The 16,458-nt window shown below is 63.7% G+C and carries 25 protein-coding genes and 1 pseudogene; 25 read left to right on the top strand and 1 reads right to left on the bottom strand.

The genetic code is table 11. The annotated features are described in order from the left end of the window. Window positions 1-27 precede the first annotated feature (27 nt). Complete coding sequence (locus ACWCOP_RS10150) at window positions 28-1,908, bottom strand: DUF3422 family protein (protein WP_478248168.1); 1,881 nt, start codon at window positions 1,906-1,908, stop codon at window positions 28-30. A 347-nt stretch (window positions 1,909-2,255) separates the two neighbouring features. Between ACWCOP_RS10150 and rpsL the strand changes: the two genes are divergently transcribed. The 25 genes and pseudogenes from rpsL (at window position 2,256) to rplO (ending at window position 16,433) form a co-directional block, all read left to right on the top strand. After that, window positions 2,256-2,627, top strand: coding sequence for a 30S ribosomal protein S12 (gene rpsL / locus ACWCOP_RS10145; protein ID WP_478248167.1), 372 nt, complete (start codon window positions 2,256-2,258; stop codon window positions 2,625-2,627). Window positions 2,628-2,639: 12 nt separating this feature from the next. Further along, window positions 2,640-3,110 carry a 30S ribosomal protein S7 gene (gene rpsG, locus ACWCOP_RS10140; RefSeq protein ID WP_478248166.1) on the top strand — a complete coding sequence of 157 codons (471 nt, stop codon included), beginning with the start codon at window positions 2,640-2,642 and terminating at the stop codon, window positions 3,108-3,110. 39 nt (window positions 3,111-3,149) lie between these two features. Then, window positions 3,150-5,225, top strand: a complete 2,076-nt coding sequence (fusA, locus tag ACWCOP_RS10135) for an elongation factor G (protein ID WP_478248165.1) — start codon at window positions 3,150-3,152, stop codon at window positions 5,223-5,225. Window positions 5,226-5,273: 48 nt separating this feature from the next. Then, the gene (tuf, locus tag ACWCOP_RS10130) at window positions 5,274-6,449 is read left to right on the top strand and encodes an elongation factor Tu (RefSeq protein ID WP_478248164.1); all 1,176 of its coding nucleotides are present in this window, start codon (window positions 5,274-5,276) and stop codon (window positions 6,447-6,449) included. A gap of 521 nt (window positions 6,450-6,970) precedes the next feature. Beyond that, on the top strand, window positions 6,971-7,285 hold the full coding sequence (gene rpsJ / locus ACWCOP_RS10125; RefSeq protein ID WP_478248163.1) for a 30S ribosomal protein S10: 315 nt from the start codon (window positions 6,971-6,973) through the stop codon (window positions 7,283-7,285). Window positions 7,286-7,307: 22 nt separating this feature from the next. Further along, complete coding sequence (gene rplC, locus ACWCOP_RS10120; RefSeq protein WP_478250678.1) at window positions 7,308-8,066, top strand: 50S ribosomal protein L3; 759 nt, start codon at window positions 7,308-7,310, stop codon at window positions 8,064-8,066. Beyond that, window positions 8,066-8,704 carry a 50S ribosomal protein L4 gene (gene rplD / locus ACWCOP_RS10115; protein ID WP_478248162.1) on the top strand — a complete coding sequence of 213 codons (639 nt, stop codon included), beginning with the start codon at window positions 8,066-8,068 and terminating at the stop codon, window positions 8,702-8,704. The genes rplC and rplD overlap by 1 nt, the downstream gene beginning before the upstream one ends. Continuing rightward, on the top strand, window positions 8,704-8,997 hold the full coding sequence (locus ACWCOP_RS10110) for a 50S ribosomal protein L23 (protein ID WP_478248161.1): 294 nt from the start codon (window positions 8,704-8,706) through the stop codon (window positions 8,995-8,997). The genes rplD and ACWCOP_RS10110 overlap by 1 nt, the downstream gene beginning before the upstream one ends. Window positions 8,998-9,020: 23 nt before the next feature. After that, a complete protein-coding gene (gene rplB, locus ACWCOP_RS10105) occupies window positions 9,021-9,857 on the top strand; it encodes a 50S ribosomal protein L2 (protein ID WP_478248160.1) in 837 nt (278 codons plus the stop codon). 11 nt (window positions 9,858-9,868) lie between these two features. Next, complete coding sequence (rpsS, locus tag ACWCOP_RS10100) at window positions 9,869-10,147, top strand: 30S ribosomal protein S19 (RefSeq protein ID WP_478248159.1); 279 nt, start codon at window positions 9,869-9,871, stop codon at window positions 10,145-10,147. A gap of 2 nt (window positions 10,148-10,149) precedes the next feature. Next, entirely contained in the window at window positions 10,150-10,530 is a 381-nt protein-coding gene (gene rplV / locus ACWCOP_RS10095; protein WP_478248158.1) for a 50S ribosomal protein L22, read from the top strand. After that, window positions 10,530-11,234: a 30S ribosomal protein S3 gene (gene rpsC, locus ACWCOP_RS10090; protein ID WP_478248157.1), complete on the top strand. Its 705-nt coding sequence runs from the start codon at window positions 10,530-10,532 to the stop codon at window positions 11,232-11,234. Before rplV ends, rpsC begins: the two co-directional genes overlap by 1 nt. Window positions 11,235-11,255: 21 nt before the next feature. After that, window positions 11,256-11,669 carry a 50S ribosomal protein L16 gene (gene rplP / locus ACWCOP_RS10085; RefSeq protein WP_478248156.1) on the top strand — a complete coding sequence of 138 codons (414 nt, stop codon included), beginning with the start codon at window positions 11,256-11,258 and terminating at the stop codon, window positions 11,667-11,669. Window positions 11,670-11,680: 11 nt separating this feature from the next. Continuing rightward, window positions 11,681-11,884 (top strand): 50S ribosomal protein L29, encoded by a 204-nt coding sequence (gene rpmC, locus ACWCOP_RS10080; RefSeq protein WP_478248155.1) that lies wholly within the window; start codon window positions 11,681-11,683, stop codon window positions 11,882-11,884. A gap of 4 nt (window positions 11,885-11,888) precedes the next feature. Beyond that, window positions 11,889-12,125, top strand: a complete 237-nt coding sequence (rpsQ, locus tag ACWCOP_RS10075; RefSeq protein ID WP_478248154.1) for a 30S ribosomal protein S17 — start codon at window positions 11,889-11,891, stop codon at window positions 12,123-12,125. A 41-nt stretch (window positions 12,126-12,166) separates the two neighbouring features. Beyond that, window positions 12,167-12,535: a 50S ribosomal protein L14 gene (rplN, locus tag ACWCOP_RS10070; RefSeq protein WP_478248153.1), complete on the top strand. Its 369-nt coding sequence runs from the start codon at window positions 12,167-12,169 to the stop codon at window positions 12,533-12,535. 3 nt (window positions 12,536-12,538) lie between these two features. Further along, window positions 12,539-12,853: a 50S ribosomal protein L24 gene (gene rplX / locus ACWCOP_RS10065; protein ID WP_478248152.1), complete on the top strand. Its 315-nt coding sequence runs from the start codon at window positions 12,539-12,541 to the stop codon at window positions 12,851-12,853. Then, the gene (rplE, locus tag ACWCOP_RS10060) at window positions 12,846-13,406 is read left to right on the top strand and encodes a 50S ribosomal protein L5 (RefSeq protein ID WP_478248151.1); all 561 of its coding nucleotides are present in this window, start codon (window positions 12,846-12,848) and stop codon (window positions 13,404-13,406) included. Before rplX ends, rplE begins: the two co-directional genes overlap by 8 nt. A gap of 52 nt (window positions 13,407-13,458) precedes the next feature. Continuing rightward, window positions 13,459-13,764 (top strand): 30S ribosomal protein S14, encoded by a 306-nt coding sequence (rpsN, locus tag ACWCOP_RS10055; RefSeq protein WP_478248150.1) that lies wholly within the window; start codon window positions 13,459-13,461, stop codon window positions 13,762-13,764. Between the two features lie 12 nt (window positions 13,765-13,776). After that, on the top strand, window positions 13,777-14,175 hold the full coding sequence (rpsH, locus tag ACWCOP_RS10050) for a 30S ribosomal protein S8 (protein WP_478248149.1): 399 nt from the start codon (window positions 13,777-13,779) through the stop codon (window positions 14,173-14,175). Window positions 14,176-14,188: 13 nt separating this feature from the next. Further along, the gene (rplF, locus tag ACWCOP_RS10045) at window positions 14,189-14,722 is read left to right on the top strand and encodes a 50S ribosomal protein L6 (RefSeq protein ID WP_478248148.1); all 534 of its coding nucleotides are present in this window, start codon (window positions 14,189-14,191) and stop codon (window positions 14,720-14,722) included. 8 nt (window positions 14,723-14,730) lie between these two features. Further along, window positions 14,731-15,084: a 50S ribosomal protein L18 gene (rplR, locus tag ACWCOP_RS10040; protein ID WP_478248147.1), complete on the top strand. Its 354-nt coding sequence runs from the start codon at window positions 14,731-14,733 to the stop codon at window positions 15,082-15,084. A 23-nt stretch (window positions 15,085-15,107) separates the two neighbouring features. Next, window positions 15,108-15,675, top strand: a pseudogene (rpsE, locus tag ACWCOP_RS10035) (30S ribosomal protein S5); the annotation flags it as partial. A 12-nt stretch (window positions 15,676-15,687) separates the two neighbouring features. Then, window positions 15,688-15,873 carry a 50S ribosomal protein L30 gene (rpmD, locus tag ACWCOP_RS10030; protein WP_478248146.1) on the top strand — a complete coding sequence of 62 codons (186 nt, stop codon included), beginning with the start codon at window positions 15,688-15,690 and terminating at the stop codon, window positions 15,871-15,873. A 44-nt stretch (window positions 15,874-15,917) separates the two neighbouring features. Continuing rightward, window positions 15,918-16,433, top strand: coding sequence for a 50S ribosomal protein L15 (gene rplO / locus ACWCOP_RS10025; RefSeq protein WP_478248145.1), 516 nt, complete (start codon window positions 15,918-15,920; stop codon window positions 16,431-16,433). Window positions 16,434-16,458: the final 25 nt, after the last annotated feature.

The following is a 16,458-nucleotide window of genomic DNA, read 5'->3' as shown; positions in this document are numbered from 1 at the left end:
CCGGCGGGTGTTTCTCATGAGGCGGCGTTACCGAAAAATGATGGGCCAGATCAGCGGGCCGGCGCTCGCAAGGGCGGCGATGGAGCCAAAGAATACGGCGATCAGCGTCAGGTGTCCGATCCGGTTCTGAATCCCGTAGTCCAGCTCGGCGCGCATGAGATCGTTGGCTTCCGCGATCCGGCGGCGGACCTGCTCATACCGTTCCGCAAAACGCCTGGCGTTCAGCGTCGACGAGAGAAAGCGGGAGATCACGTCCGCGACGGATTGAAAACCCCGCAGGCGGGTCTCGTCGAGGCTTAACAGCCTGTCCTGCGCGAGCCTGGCGAAATTCGCGGCCTGGCTGGCCGCGCCGTTGACCCCGTCCGTCACGAAGAAGTTCATCGCCGCCACGCGTTCTGAAATGCTGGCGATTTCGCGGAGCCGGTCCTTCAGATCGCTGCCTGTGAGCTGGAACGTGCGCTCGCTCAGTTCCTCGGCGGCGTCGTTAAAGACTTCGGTCGCAGGGAAGAAGTTGGCGTAGCTTCGCACCCCCATCATGCGATATGTCGCAAGGTCGGTGCACGTCTTCAAAAGGCGGCCGCGCTGCTCGTTCGTGAGCGCGATGTCGAAGATCAAGGTGCGCGCAGCGCGCTCCAGATGGTACTCGGTCCGGCTGTGCGGGCGCAGATCGGAGATCAAGACCGCAGCGCCGCCATGGACCAGGGTCATGATGAAGTCGCTCCGTTCGCCGGTGGCGCGCGTCTTGTCCGGAAAACGCAAATAGCGCCTGGCCTCCCGCTCCAAAAGCGCGATGAAGTCGGGGTCGCCGGCCACGGTCTCCGGGCGGCCCGTCAGGCACGCCTCCTGCAGCCGCCGGCTGGCCTGCGCCGCCGCCTCATCCGGCAGGCGGGCCTGCAGCACGGCGTCGATGGGCAGGACGAAGAAGTGTGACAGCGCAAACAGTTCTCCGCGCCAGACAAACTGATCTTTGCCCATGAGGGCTGTGAACGCCGAGTTCGCCGAGCGCAGCGCCGTGTTGGAGGTATCCACCACTCGCGGATCGTCATGAGGGGCGAAAAAGCCGCAGCTTTCAGCCTCTGCTGAGTCGTGAAAGTCTTCAAAGAACGTGAAGTTATGGTTCGCGTCGTAAAGTTCCCATTGCAAGCGCAGCCGGTCGCTCTCGGTCTCCCCGTCTGGCTTCCAGAGGTTGAGCAACAGACGCCTTGTGGAGAGGCGCGCGGCAGGATCGATCGGCCCTGCTCCCGGCGTAAAGGGAGACAGCCTGTTGAACGGCTCTCGTCCGTCGGCCTGCGGCTCGGCCGGGGCGGCGTGAACAGAGCTTTTCGGGTCGAGGATTTTGTTGTCCCCGTACAATGCGACAAGTTTCGCCATCTCTTCCACGGCGGTGCGGGTTTGCCCGGCGAGCGAGTCGCCATACCGGTCCGGGCCGCCGATGACGCTCATGCATTCCTTGAACTTTAAAAGGACTTTGGCCTGCGCGGCCTCCAGGGTCTTTCCAGGGGCGAAGGCCTCAAGCAGTGGATTGTCGCTGGAGGGCAGGCTGCGCAGGGCTCGCATCGCGTTCTTAGCTAGATCCTGCCGCGATTGCGCGGCGCGCCGGCGGCGGCGGATCGCTGTGTTGATCTTCTCAAGGTCATGGTCCCCCAGATCAACAGGCGGTGTAAGCCAGTCCGCCGGGCAATAGTCCTCAGCCTTCTCGCGCCGCTTTTTCCTGCGTCCTTGTTTGGCGCTCCAGTAGCGCTCGTAGAGTTCCTCGCGAAACAGATCAGAGGGTGAGCGCAGAACCCGGATCATGTGTGATACGCGTGCATAGGGGCGGATCGGATGGCTGGCGCGCAGATGGATTTCGTCGACCGCGCGCTCGCGGTCGACGAAGGCGCTATCGCGCCAATCGCCGGAACGTGACATGGTCTCTGACCCCCCGGTCGCCCGGCGCGTCCCTGAACGGACCCGCCCCCTCTAAAGACTGGATGGGCGCTCGCTGCTCGTCAAGCGTGCAGACGGGCCTTTGAGTCAAACGCCTCTGCAAGCCCGCTTGACGGAACCGAGTCACATGAGTAGGTTCCGCGCTCGTTTTCGGGGGTGAGCCGTAGCCTCGCCGGTATCGGCATGGCTAGACGTCGCCCGGAACAGTGACATAACGCCTTGAACACCGTCCGCGGACGAACGGCTTGTGCCGTCGCGCCCGGTCGGTCTTTCGCGTTCCGACACCTGCGTCGGTCGCGCAACGGGAAACAGGAACGGACAGAGGCCTGATGCCTACGATCAACCAGCTCATCCGCAAGCCGCGGCAAGACAAGCCCAAGCGCAACAAAGTGCCGGCCCTTCAGGCTTGCCCGCAGCGCCGCGGCGTCTGCACCCGCGTCTACACCACCACGCCGAAGAAGCCGAACTCGGCGCTTCGCAAGGTGGCCAAGGTGCGTCTGACCAACGGGTATGAAGTCGTGAGCTACATCCCGGGTGAAGGCCATAACCTGCAGGAGCACTCCGTCGTGCTCATCCGCGGGGGCCGCGTGAAGGACCTTCCTGGCGTCCGTTACCACATTCTGCGCGGCGTTCTGGACACCCAGGGCGTCAAGGACCGCCGTCAGCGCCGGTCGAAATACGGCGCCAAGCGTCCGAAATAAGGAGCAGCCTTCATGTCCCGTCGTCACCGCGCAGAGAAGCGCGAGATTCTTCCCGACGCGAAATACCACGATCGCGATCTCACCAAGTTCATGAACTACATCATGATCGACGGTAAGAAGTCCGCGGCCGAGCGCATCATTTACGGCGCGCTTGAGATCGTCGAGGGCAAGCTCAAGCGCGAGCCTGTCCGCGTCTTCCATGACGCGCTTGAAAACGTCGCGCCCGAGATCGAAGTGCGTTCGCGCCGCGTCGGTGGCGCGACCTATCAGGTCCCGGTCGAGGTTCGCCCCGACCGCCGCAAGGCGCTGGCCATCCGCTGGCTCGCCGCCGCGGCCCGCAAGCGCAACGAAAACACCATGCGTGAACGCCTGGCGGCTGAACTGATGGACGCCTCGGCCAATCGCGGCTCATCCGTCAAGAAGCGTGAAGACACGCACAAGATGGCCGAAGCCAACCGCGCCTTCGCGCACTATCGCTGGTAAGACACCGCTAGAATTCCGCTCCTGACGAGGACTCTCCCCATGGCCCGCGATTACGCAATCGAGGACTACCGCAACTTCGGCATCATGGCGCATATCGACGCCGGAAAAACCACGACGACCGAGCGGATTCTCTACTACACCGGCAAATCCCACAAGATCGGCGAAGTCCACGACGGCGCCGCGACCATGGACTGGATGGAGCAGGAGCAGGAGCGGGGGATCACGATCACCTCCGCGGCCACGACCTGTTTCTGGAAGGGCAAGCGCCTCAACATCATCGACACGCCCGGCCACGTGGACTTCACCATTGAAGTCGAACGTTCGCTCCGCGTGCTCGACGGCGCCATCGCCCTGCTCGACGCCAACGCCGGCGTGGAGCCCCAGACCGAGACCGTGTGGCGCCAGGCGGACAAGTACAAAGTCCCGCGCATGATCTTCATCAACAAGATGGATAAGCTCGGCGCGGACTTTTACCGCTGCGTGGAGATGATCAAGGACCGCCTGAACGCCAAGCCCCTCTGCATGCAGCTGCCCATCGGCTCGGAGACCGAGTATGAGGGCTGCATCGATCTGATCACGATGAAAGAGCTGATCTGGGAAGCCGAGAATCTCGGCGCGGAATGGCGCATTCAGGACATTCGCCCGGAGCTGGCCGACAAGGCCGCCGAGTATCGCGAGTACATGATCGAAGCCGCGGTGGAGCAGGACGAGGCGGCTCTGGAAGCCTATCTCGACGGGACCGAGCCCACCGAAGCCAAGATCAAGGAACTTGTGCGTAAGGGGACGATCGCCCTGGCGTTCAATCCGATCCTGTGCGGAACCGCATTCAAGAACAAGGGCGTGCAGCCGCTCCTCGACGCCGTCGTGGACTTCCTGCCGGCGCCGACTGACGTGCTGAACATCAAGGGCATCGATGCGAAGTCCGAGAAGGAAGTCGAGCGCCAGTCGTCCGACGCTTCGCCGCTGTCCATGCTGGCCTTCAAGATCATGAACGATCCGTTCGTGGGCTCGTTGACCTTCTGCCGCGTCTATTCGGGCATGCTCAACACCGGCAGCTCGGTTCTGAACACGGTGAAGGACAAGAAGGAGCGCGTGGGTCGTATGCTGCTCATGCACTCCAATTCGCGCGAAGACATCAAGGAAGCGTTCGCCGGCGACATCGTCGCCATTGCAGGCCTCAAGGACACCACCACCGGCGACACGCTGTGTGATCCGGCCCATCCGGTGATCCTGGAGCGCATGGAGTTCCCCGAGCCTGTGATCGAGATCGCCATCGAGCCGAAATCCAAGGGCGACCAGGAAAAGCTCGGCGTTGCGCTGCAGCGCCTGGCGGCCGAAGACCCGTCGTTCCGCGTCTTCACCGACGAGGAATCCGGCCAGACCATCATCGCCGGCATGGGCGAGCTGCACCTGGACATCCTGGTGGATCGCATGCGCCGCGAATTCAAGGTCGAGGCCAATGTGGGTCAGCCGCAGGTCGCGTATCGCGAGACGATCGGCGCCACCTACGAGATCGACTACACGCACAAGAAACAAACCGGCGGCACCGGTCAGTTCGCGCGGGTCAAGATCCGTTTCGAACCGAGCGAGCCCGGCGAAGGCTATGTGTTTGAGTCCAAGATCGTCGGCGGCAGCGTTCCCAAGGAATACGTGCCGGGCGTCGAGAAGGGCATCAATTCGGTCCGCGAGAACGGCCTTTTGGCCAACTTCCCGGTGATCGACTTCAAGGCCACTCTGATCGACGGCGCCTTCCACGACGTGGACTCCAGCGTGCTGGCGTTTGAGATCGCGTCGCGCGCCGCCATGAAAGAGGCCAAGAGCCAGCTCAAGATGAAGCTGCTCGAGCCGATCATGAAGGTGGAAGTGGTCACCCCGGACGAATACACCGGCTCGGTGATCGGCGACCTCAACTCCCGCCGCGGTCAGATCCGCGACCAGGAGATGCGCGGCAACGCCACGGTCGTGAACGCCTTCGTGCCGCTGGCCAACATGTTCGGCTACGTGAACAATCTGCGGTCCGGCACTCAGGGCCGCGCCCAGTTCACCATGCAATTCGATCACTACTCGCCGGTGCCGCAAGCGGTCGCCGACGAGGTGATCGCCAAGATCGCGTAAGCATCATCCACATCCCGGCGTGCGCCGGCGCATAGACAGGATAAGACGATGGGTAAGGAAAAGTTTCAACGGTCTAAGCCGCATGCCAACATTGGCACGATCGGTCACGTGGACCATGGCAAGACGACGCTGACGGCTGCGATCACGAAGTATTTCGGCGATTTCCGTGCGTATGACCAGATTGACGGCGCGCCTGAAGAGAAGGCGCGCGGGATCACGATCTCGACGGCTCACGTGGAGTATGAGACGGAAAACCGTCACTACGCCCACGTGGACTGCCCGGGCCACGCCGACTATGTGAAGAACATGATCACGGGCGCGGCGCAGATGGACGGCGCGATTCTTGTGGTGAACGCGGCTGACGGCCCCATGCCGCAGACGCGCGAGCACATTCTTCTGGCCCGCCAGGTGGGCGTGCCGGCGCTTGTTGTGTTCCTCAACAAGGTCGACCAGGTGGACGACGCCGAGCTTCTGGAGCTTGTGGAGATGGAGGTTCGCGAACTTCTGTCTTCGTACGATTTTCCGGGCGACGACATTCCGATCATCGCCGGCTCTGCGCTGCATGCGATGAACGGCACCCAGCCTGAAATCGGCGAGGAGAAGATCCGCGAGCTGATGGCGGCTGTGGACGAGTTCATCCCGACGCCGGAGCGTCCCATCGACCGTGACTTCCTTTTGCCGATCGAGGACGTGTTCTCGATCTCGGGCCGGGGCACGGTTGTGACGGGCCGGATCGAGCGCGGCATTGTGAAGGTGGGCGAAGAGATCGAGATCGTGGGCATCCGCGACACCGTGAAGACGACGTGCACGGGCGTTGAGATGTTCCGCAAGCTGCTCGACCAGGGCCAGGCTGGCGACAATGTGGGCGTGCTGCTTCGCGGCGTGGACCGCGAGGGCGTGGAGCGCGGCCAGGTTCTCTGCAAGCCGGGCACGATCAAGCCGCACAAGAAGTTCGAGGCCGAGGCCTACATCCTGACGAAGGAAGAGGGTGGCCGTCACACGCCGTTCTTCTCCAACTATCGTCCGCAGTTCTACTTCCGCACGACGGACGTGACCGGCGTTGTGACCTTGAAAGAGGGCACCGAGATGGTGATGCCGGGCGACAATGTTGAAGTGGTGGTGGAGCTGATCAACCCGATCGCGATGGAAGAGAAGCTGCGCTTCGCCATCCGTGAAGGCGGCCGCACCGTGGGCGCCGGCGTGGTCTCGAAAATCCTCGAGTAGACGCCAGCCGCCTCACCGCAGGCGACTTTAGACAGGACGGCCCGGAGCTCACGCTCCGGGCCGTTTTCGTTTAAGGGGAGGGTGAGGGCGAATCGCCTGCGCGGGCCCGCTCAGCGCCGCCAGGCGCGCGGCGTCCCGGCGCCCGGGGCGTGCGCCAGCCGGTGCAGCCGGGCCGACAGCGCCGAATTCGCCGCCCCGTCGAAAGGATTGGGTAGGGTGCAGCCGGTTTCCGCCGGTCTCAGCCCCGCGCCCGCCGGTTCGCGGCGCGCGTGCCGGTCTGATCCGTCGGATCGCGGGCCCATGACGGTCGCACGCTGCGGAAAGGCTGCCTGTTCTCTATCATTTGCGTGACAAGGTGTTGACGCCCGGCGCCCAAGCGCGTATCAACCGCGACCTCAGAAGGGCTGGCAGCGCCGTGTGCGAACGCAGTCCATTGAAGCGAACATATTTTGAAAACGCATGAGCTCGCGAGGGGCGGTCCCCGTCCTGTCGCGTCTCTTGTGCATGTTGGGACCGGACCGATGGCGCAACAAAACATCCGAATTCGCCTAAAGGCGTTCGATCACCGCGTGCTTGACAGCTCCGCGACCGAGATCGTTTCCACCGCAAAGCGGACGGGCGCGAATGTACGCGGGCCGATTCCGCTGCCGACCCGCATCGAGCGCTTCACGGTGCTGCGCGGTCCGCACATTGACAAGAAATCCCGCGAGCAATTCGAGATCCGCACGCACAAGCGTGTCCTCGACATCGTGGATCCGACGCCGCAGACGGTGGACGCGCTCATGAAGCTCGACCTGTCGGCCGGCGTCGACGTCGAGATCAAGCTGGGAGCGTAAGGCCATGCAACAGGCTGAAAAACTGCGCACCGGTCTTCTGGCCAAAAAGCTGGGCATGACGCGCGTCTTCTCTGAAGACGGCAACCATGTCCCGGTGACCGTGCTACATCTGGACGGCCTTCAGGTCGTCGCGCAGCGCACGATGGACAAAGACGGTTACACCGCGCTCCAGCTGGGCGCGGGCAAGGCGAAGGCCAAGCGCACCACGAAGGCGCTTCGCGGCCATTTCGCGAAAGCTTCTGTGGAGCCCAAGCGCAAGCTTGTGGAGTTCCGCGTCAGCGAAGACGCCCTGGTGGAGGCCGGCGCGTCGTTGTCGGCGGAACACTTCGCCGTCGGCCAGCGCGTCGATGTGGCGGGAACGTCCATCGGTAAAGGTTTCGCCGGCGCCATGAAGCGCTGGAATTTCGGCGGCATGCGCGCCTCGCACGGCGTGTCCATCTCGCACCGCGCCCATGGTTCGACCGGCCAGTGCCAGGACCCGGGCAAGGTGTTCAAGGGCAAGAAGATGGCCGGCCATCTCGGCTCCGAGCGCGTCACCACCCAGAGCCTGGAAGTGGTGCGCGTGGACGCCGAGCGCGGTCTGATCTGGATCAAGGGCGCCGTACCGGGTTCGGCCGGCGGCTGGGTCGAGATCCGCGACGCGGTGAAGATCAAGCGCGCCGACGATCTGCCGTATCCGGCCAAGTTGCTTGAAGCCGAAACGCCGGCTGACGCGGCGCCCGTCGCGGACGCCCCGGCTGGCGATGCGGCTGAAGCCCAGAACGAAGGGGCTAGCGAATAATGAAACTCGACGTCATCAAGCTGGACGCCGGCAAGGCCGGATCGGTTGATCTCGACGACGCCATTTTCGGCATCGAAGAGATCCGCGCCGACATCCTGCAGCGCGCGGTGAAGTGGCAGCTGGCTCGCCGCCAGACCGGCACGCACAAGGTCAAGGGGCGCTCGGAAATCAAGCGCACCAAGAAGAAAATGTACCGCCAGAAGGGAACGGGCGGCGCGCGCCATGGTGCGCGTTCGGCCCCGATCTTCGTCGGCGGCGGCGTGGCCCATGGCCCGCGCGTTCGCAGCCACGCCACCGAGCTTCCCAAGAAGGTCCGGGCGCTGGCGCTTATGCACGCGCTGTCTTCGAAGGTGGCCGCCAAGCAGCTCATCGTGCTCGACGAGGCCCGCCTCGACGCGCCGAAGACCAAGGATCTCATCGCCAGGCTTGAAAAGCTCGGCCTGAAGAACGCCCTGGTCATCGACGGCGAGACGCTGGATGAAAACTTCGCCCGCGCTGCGCGCAATATCCCGCTTATCGACGTGCTGCCGGCGCAAGGCCTGAACGTCTATGACGTTCTGCGCCGCGACACCCTGGTCCTGACCAGGGCGGCGATCGAAAAGATCAACGAGCGGCTCGCGCCGCAGGAGGCCGCGTGATGCCCTCGCCCAAGCACTATGACACCCTGATCGCGCCGGTCATCACCGAGAAGTCGACCCTGCTCTCCGAGGAGAACAAGGTGGTCTTCCGTGTGCCGCTGAGCGCGAACAAGAAAGACATCGCCGAGGCGGTCGAGGAATTGTTCAAGGTCAAAGTCAAGGCTGTGAACACTCTGCGCCTCAAGGGTAAAACCAAGCGGTTCCGCGGCATCGCGGGCAAGCGTGACGACGTCAAGAAGGCGGTCGTGACCCTCGAAGAGGGCCACTCCATCGACGTCACCACCGGCCTTTAGCGCGGCCAGGAGGAGTAGCAATAATGGCTCTGAAGACTTTCAAGCCGACCTCGCCGGGCCGCCGCAGCCTGGTCCTTGTGGACCGCTCGGACCTGCATGTCGGCCGTCCCGAGAAGACCCTCGTCGAGGGTCTTCGCAAGAAGGGCGGACGCAACAATACCGGCCGCATCACCGCGCGTCGCCGCGGCGGCGGGGCCAAGCGCCTCTATCGCCAGATCGATTTCAAGCGTCGCAAGTTCGACGTGCCGGCGACGGTCGAGCGTCTCGAGTACGACCCGAACCGGACCGCGTTCATCGCGCTGGTGAAGTACGAAGACGGCGAGATCGCCTACATCCTCGCGCCGCAGCGCCTGTCGGTGGGTGACACCATCCTGGCCGGCGAGCGCGTCGAGGTTCGTCCGGGCAACGCGATGCCGCTCAAGGCGATGCCGGTCGGAACGATCGTGCATAATGTCGAGCTGAAGCCTCTCAAAGGCGGCCAGGTGGCGCGGTCCGCCGGCTCCTACGCTCAGCTGGTCGGCCGCGACGCCGGCTACGCTCAGGTGCGCCTGATGAGCGGGGAGCTTCGCATGGTTCACCAGGATTGCATGGCCACTGTGGGCGCGGTTTCCAACCCCGACCACATGAACATCAATCTGGGCAAGGCCGGCCGCACCCGTCACCTGGGCAAGCGCCCGGCGGTTCGCGGCGTCGCCATGAACCCGGTCGATCACCCGCATGGCGGCGGCGAAGGCCGCACCTCGGGCGGCCGTCACCCGGTCACGCCGTGGGGCAAGCCCACCAAGGGCCGCAAGACCCGCCGTAACAAGTCGACCGATAAGTTCATCATCCGCTCGCGCCACGAGCGCAAGAAACGTTAAGGGACCGGCTCATGCCTCGTTCTGTCTGGAAAGGTCCGTTTGTGGACGGATACCTCCTGAAGAAAGCCGACGCCGCGCATGACGCGGGCCGCAAGCAGGCGATCAAAACCTGGTCGCGCCGGTCCACCGTCATGCCGCAGTTCGTGGGCCTCACTTTTCAGGTTCACAACGGCAACAAATTCATTCCCGTGCTCGTGTCCGAAGAAATGGTCGGTCACAAGCTGGGTGAATTCGCCCCGACGCGGACCTATTACGGTCACGCTGCGGACAAGAAAGCCAAGAGGAAGTAGCGATGGGCCAGGTCAAGAACCCCCGCCGCGTCGCTGAGAACGAGGCTCGCGCAAAGCTGCGCATGCTTCGCATCAGCCCGCAAAAGCTGAACCTCGTTGCGGCGATGATCCGTGGCAAGAAGGTCGAGCGCGCTCTGAACGATCTCGAGTTCTCGCGCAAGCGCTCGGCCAAGGACGTCAAGAAGGTGCTCGAGAGCGCCATCGCGAACGCCGAGAACAATCACGGCCTCGACATCGACTCGCTGGTCGTGTCCGAAGCCTATGTCGGCAAGAACCTTGTGATGAAGCGCTTCCGCGCCCGCGCTCGCGGCCGTGGCGCCAAGATCCTCAAGCCGTTCTCCGAGCTGACGATCGTGGTGCGTGAAGTCGAGGAGGCCGCATAATGGGTCAGAAGATTAATCCGATCGGCTTTCGTGTCGGGATCAACCGCACCTGGGAGAGCCGCTGGTTCGCCAAGGGCGAGGAATACGCCGAGCTTTTGCACGCGGACATCAAAATCCGCGAGTTTCTCAAAGCGCGCCTCAAGAACGCCTCGGTTTCGCGTATTGTGATCGAGCGTCCGCACAAGAAGTGCCGCATCACCATCCACACCGCCCGTCCGGGCGTGGTGATCGGCAAGAAGGGCGCCGATATCGAGAAGCTGCGCCGTGAAGTCTCCAAGATGGTCGACGGCGAAGTGTTCCTGAACCTCGTCGAAGTCCGCAAGCCGGAGATGGACGCGACCCTGGTGGCCGAGTCGATCGCACAGCAGCTGGAGCGCCGCGTGGCGTTCCGCCGCGCCATGAAGCGGTCGCTCCAGACCACCATGCGCATGGGCGCTCTGGGCTGCAAGATCATGTGCGGCGGCCGCCTCGGCGGCGCCGAAATCGCGCGTACTGAGAAGTACGCTGACGGATCCGTGCCGCTTCACACGCTGCGCGCCGACATCGATTACGGGTTCGCCGAAGCCAAGACCGCGATGGGCATCATCGGGATCAAGGTCTGGATCTACAAGGGCGAGATCCTGGAGCACGATCCGATGGCGCAGGAGAAGCGCATGATGGACTCCGGCGAGCAGCGCGCTCGTTCGGGACGTCAAGCGGCTTAAGCGGGGCGAGGGAGAAGAACAATGCTTCAACCGAAGCGCACCAAATTCCGCAAGGCGCACAAGGGCCGGATCCACGGCAACGCCAAGGGCGGCTTCACGCTGAACTTCGGGTCCTATGGCCTGAAGGCGGTCGAGCCGGAGCGCGTCACCGCGCGCCAGATCGAAGCTACGCGCCGCGCGATCACCCGTCACATGAAGCGTGCGGGCCGCGTCTGGATTCGGATTTTCCCCGATCTGCCGGTTTCCAAGAAACCGACCGAAGTGCGGATGGGTAAAGGTAAGGGGTCGCCCGAATTCTGGGTGGCCAAAGTCAAGCCGGGCCGGATCATGTTCGAGATCGACGGGGTGTCTGACGAGGTCGCGCGCGAAGCGCTGCGCCTCGGCGCCGCCAAGCTGCCGATCAAGACCAAGGTCGTGACCCGGCCGGGCGAGTAGGAGAGAGTTCGATGAAGGGTGAAGACGTTCGCGCCATGAGCGACGATCAGCTTGCAGACGAGCTCCTCAAGCTGAAAAAAGAGCAATTCAATCTGCGTTTCCAGGCGGCCACCGGCCAGCTGGAAAACACAGCGCGCTTCAAGCAGATCCGCCGGGATATCGCCCGGATCAAAACGGATTCGCGCCGCCGCGCGCTGCAAACCCAGGGGAGCTGAGGCCATGCCGAAGCGCATCCTTCAAGGCGTCGTCGTCAGCGACAAGCAGGAAAAGACTGTGATCGTGCGCGTCGAGCGCACCTTCCTTCACCCCCTGCTTCGCAAGACGGTGCGCCGGTCGAAGAAATATCACGCCCATACGGAAGTTGGCGGGATCAAGGTTGGCGAGCGCGTCCAGATTCAGGAATGCGCGCCGAAGTCGAAGCTCAAGCGGTGGGAGGTCGTTCCGGCCGGAGCATGATGCTCTGTTCGGGATGATCCGCTGATAACGGAGGATCCGCGATGATCCAGATGCAATCCAATCTGGACGTGGCCGACAATTCCGGGGCCCGCCGCGTGCAGTGCATCAAGGTGCTCGGCGGCGCGAAGCGCCGGTACGCCGGCATTGGCGACATCATTGTCGTCTCGGTCAAGGAAGCCACGCCCAAGGGCCGTGTGAAGAAGGGTGACGTCCGCCGCGCGGTCGTCGTGCGCACTGCGCGCGACATCAAGCGCCGCGACGGCAGCGTGATCCGCTTCGACACCAACGCGGCCGTTCTGCTTAACAACAACAACGAGCCGATCGGCACGCGGATCTTCGGTCCGGTGCCGCGTGAACTGCGCGCCAAGCAGCACATGAAAATCGTCTCGCTCGCGCCGGAGGTTCTGTAAGCCATGGCTGCGAAGATCAAAAAGGGCGACAAAGTCGTCATTCTGGCGGGCAAGGACAAGGGAAAGACCGGTCAGGTCATCCGCGTCATGCCCAAGGAAGACAAGGTCGTCGTCTCCGGCGTGAACACTGTGAAGCGCCACCAGCGCGCGACGCAGACGAACGCCGGCGGCATTGAAGAGAAGGATGCGCCGCTCCACGTCTCCAACGTGGCGCTGGCCGATCCCAAGTCTGGCGAACCGACCCGTGTCGGCTTCGAGGTCCGGGACGGCAAGAAGGTTCGCATCTCCAGGAAATCCGGCGAGGTGATCGATGGCTGACGTCGCTGCATACGAACCGCGCCTCAAGACGCTGTACCGTGAAGAAATCCGCGCGAAGCTGAAAGAGAAGTTCGGCTACAAGAACGACATGGAGATCCCGCGCCTGGACAAGGTCGTGATCAATATGGGCGTCGGCGAGGCCGCTCAGGATTCCAAGAAGATCCAGGGCGCTCTGGCGGACCTGATGGCGATTTCCGGCCAGAAGCCGGTCGCCACCAAGGCCACCAAGTCGATCGCCGGCTTCAAGCTGCGCGAAGAACAACTGATCGGCGCGAAGGTCACCCTTCGCAAGGATCGCATGTACGAATTCATCGATCGCCTGGTCACGATCGCTCTGCCGCGAGTGCGCGACTTCCGCGGGCTCAACGGCAAGAGCTTTGACGGCCGGGGCAATTTCGCGATGGGCATGAAAGAACAGATCGTGTTCCCCGAAATTGACTACGACAAGGTGGATACCATCCGCGGCATGGACATCATCGTGACCACGACCGCAAAAACCAACGAAGAAGCGAAGGCCCTGCTGGCCGAGTTCGATTTTCCGTTCACGAGCTAACGCGGCAGGAACGCGCAGCCAGGGTGGCTGCGCACGCGAGGAGAAAGATTGAATGGCCAAGAAGAGCGCTGTCGAGCGGAACCTGAAGCGTCAACGCCTGTCGGAGAAATACTCCGCCAAGCGCGCCGCGCTGAAGGCGATCGCCCGCGATACGTCCAAGCCCGTGGAAGAGCGTTTCGGCGCCCAGCTTAAGCTGGCCGACCTGCCGCGCAATTCCGCGCCGACCCGTGTGCGCAACCGGTGCCTGATCACCGGCCGCCCGCGCGCATATTACCGCAAGCTCAAGATGTCGCGCATCGCGTTGCGTCAACTGGCCAGCCACGGGCTTATCCCGGGCATGGTCAAGTCGAGCTGGTAGGGAGGAGGACCCATGTCCGTGAACGATCCGCTCGGCGATATGCTGACCCGCATCCGCAACGCCCTGATGCGCAAGCGCACCACCGTGTCCACGCCGGCTTCCAAGCTGCGCGGCCGCGTGCTCGAGGTGCTGCTCGACGAAGGGTATATCCGTGGTTATTCGGAAAGCGCCGACACCAAAGGCTTCAAGCAGTTCGACATCGAGCTGAAGTATTATGAGGGTGCGCCGGTGATCTCCGAGATCAAGCGCGTCTCCAAGCCCGGCCGCCGCGAATACCGTAAAGTCCGTGACCTGCCGCTCGTTCAGAACGGGCTCGGCATCGCCATCATCTCCACCCCCCAGGGTGTGATGAGCGACGCCGCCGCCCGTGCAAAGAATGTCGGCGGGGAAATCCTCTGCCACGTCAGTTAGGGAAGGAAGGCGCATGTCCCGTCTAGGCAAGTTGCCTGTCGAAATTCCCTCCGGCGTCACCGCGACGGTGAACGGCGGTCTTGTTTCCGTGAAAGGTCCGAAGGGGGAACTCTCCTTCGCCGCGCCCGCCAGCGTGCGCATCCTTCACGAAGACAACGCCATCCGCGTCGAGCCGGTAGAGAATTCCAAAACCGCCAAGATGATGTTCGGAACCGCGCGTGCGCGCATCAAGAACATGGTCCACGGCGTCACGAACGGTTTCGAGAAATCCCTGGAGCTGGTGGGCGTGGGTTACCGCGCTCAGATGCAGGGAACCGATCTCAAGCTGTCGCTCGGCTTCTCCCACGATGTGGTGTACACACCGCGCTCCGGGGTGACGCTGGCGACGCCCAAGCCGACCGAGATCAAGATCGAGGGGCCTGACGCCCAGGCCGTCGGTCAGACCGCAGCGGAGATCCGCGGCTATCGTCCGCCCGAGCCTTACAAGGGCAAGGGTGTGAAGTACGCCGGCGAGCATGTCCGCCGCAAGGAAGGCAAGAAGAAGTAGGGTCGGTTATGAAAACGCCTCGAGAACATATGCGCCGCCGCGCGCTTCGCAACCGCGCCCGGCTTCGCAAACTGGGAGCCGGTCGGCCGCGTCTGTCGGTCCACCGCTCCTCCAAGCACATCTACGCCCAGATCATCGACGACGCCAACGGCGTCACGGTGGCGGCGGCCTCCACGATCGAACCGGGGCTCGACGCCTCCGGCGCCACGGTCGCGGCCGCTCAGGAAGTCGGCCGCAAGGTCGCCGAACGGGCCAAGGCGAAGGGTCTCACCGAGGTCGTGTTTGACCGCGGGGGCTACATCTATCACGGGCGCATCAAAGCGCTCGCCGACGCCGCCCGCGACGGCGGCCTGAGTTTCTAAGGGAGCGAACGCATGGCTCGAGAAGACAATCGCGGTCGCGACCGGCGTCGCAAGGACGACAATGACGAACCGGAACTGATCGACAAGCTCGTTCAGATCAACCGGGTCGCCAAGACCGTGAAGGGCGGCCGGAACTTCCAGTTCGCCGCGCTTGCGGTGGTCGGTGACGGCAAAGGCCGCGTCGGTTTCGGACAGGGCAAGGCGCGTGAAGTGCCCGAAGCCATCCGCAAGTCGACCGAAGAGGCCAAGAAGATGATGGTCCGCGTGCCGCTGCGCGAGGGCCGCACCCTGCACCACGACGTCAAGGGACGTTGGGGCGCGGGCAAGGTGGTTCTTCGCGCTGCGCCTCCGGGCACCGGCGTGATCGCCGGCGGTCCGATGCGCGCTGTTCTGGAAAGCCTCGGCGTCCAGGACGTGGTGGCCAAGTCCACCGGTTCGTCGAACCCCTACAACATGGTGCGTGCGACGTTCGAGGCCCTCAAGGCCCAGAACTCGCCGCGTTCGGTCGCCGCCAAGCGCGGCATGAAAGTGGCCGACTTGGTCGACCGCCGCCAGGACGGCGCCAGCGCCCCTGAAGCGATTGAATCGTAAGGAGAGCGCGTGATGGCTAGCAAGAAAACCGTACGCGTGCGCCAGACCGGCAGCAGCACACGCCGTCCGCCCGATCAGTCCGCGACGCTTCGCGGTCTGGGCCTCGGCCGGATCGGCAAAGAGCGCGAGCTTGAAGACACGCCGTCGGTTCGCGGCATGATCGCCAAGGTCGCCCACCTGATCCAGATCGTCGAGTAGCGCCGGGGCTTGAAACCCTGCGCTCCTGACAAGGAGAGACAAATATGCGCTTGAACGAATTGCGCGATAACGACGGCTCGACCAAGCCGCGCATGCGCGTCGGGCGCGGCATCGGTTCCGGTAAAGGCAAGACCGGCGGCCGTGGCGTCAAAGGTCAGAAGTCGCGCTCCGGCGTGGCGATCAAGGGCTTTGAGGGCGGCCAGATGCCGCTTCACCAGCGCCTGCCGAAGCGGGGCTTCAACCAGCCCAACCGCTCGAAATTCGCCGAGGTCACCCTTGGCCGTCTGCAAGCCGCGATCGACGCGGGCAAGCTGGACGCCCAGTCGGAGATCACCGCGGAGGCTCTCGTCAAGGCCGGCGTCATCCGCCGCGTCAAGGACGGCGTGCGCGTCATCGGCGGCGGCGAGCTCAAAGCCAAGCTCACCCTCACCGTGGCCGGCGCCTCCAAGCCGGCGGCCGCCTCTGTTGAGAAAGCCGGCGGCACGGTCACCCTGACCAAGCCTGCGGTCGACCCGGCGGAGCAGACGGATAAAGCCAAAAAGGCCAAAAAGGCCAAGTAGTCTCGCATTCGCGGGACCGGCTCCC

Source organism: Apolloniradiicaulis salifontis (assembly GCF_053756655.1).
Note: the sequence above shows the minus strand (reverse complement) of the source record. Positions and strands in the feature narration are given on the sequence as shown.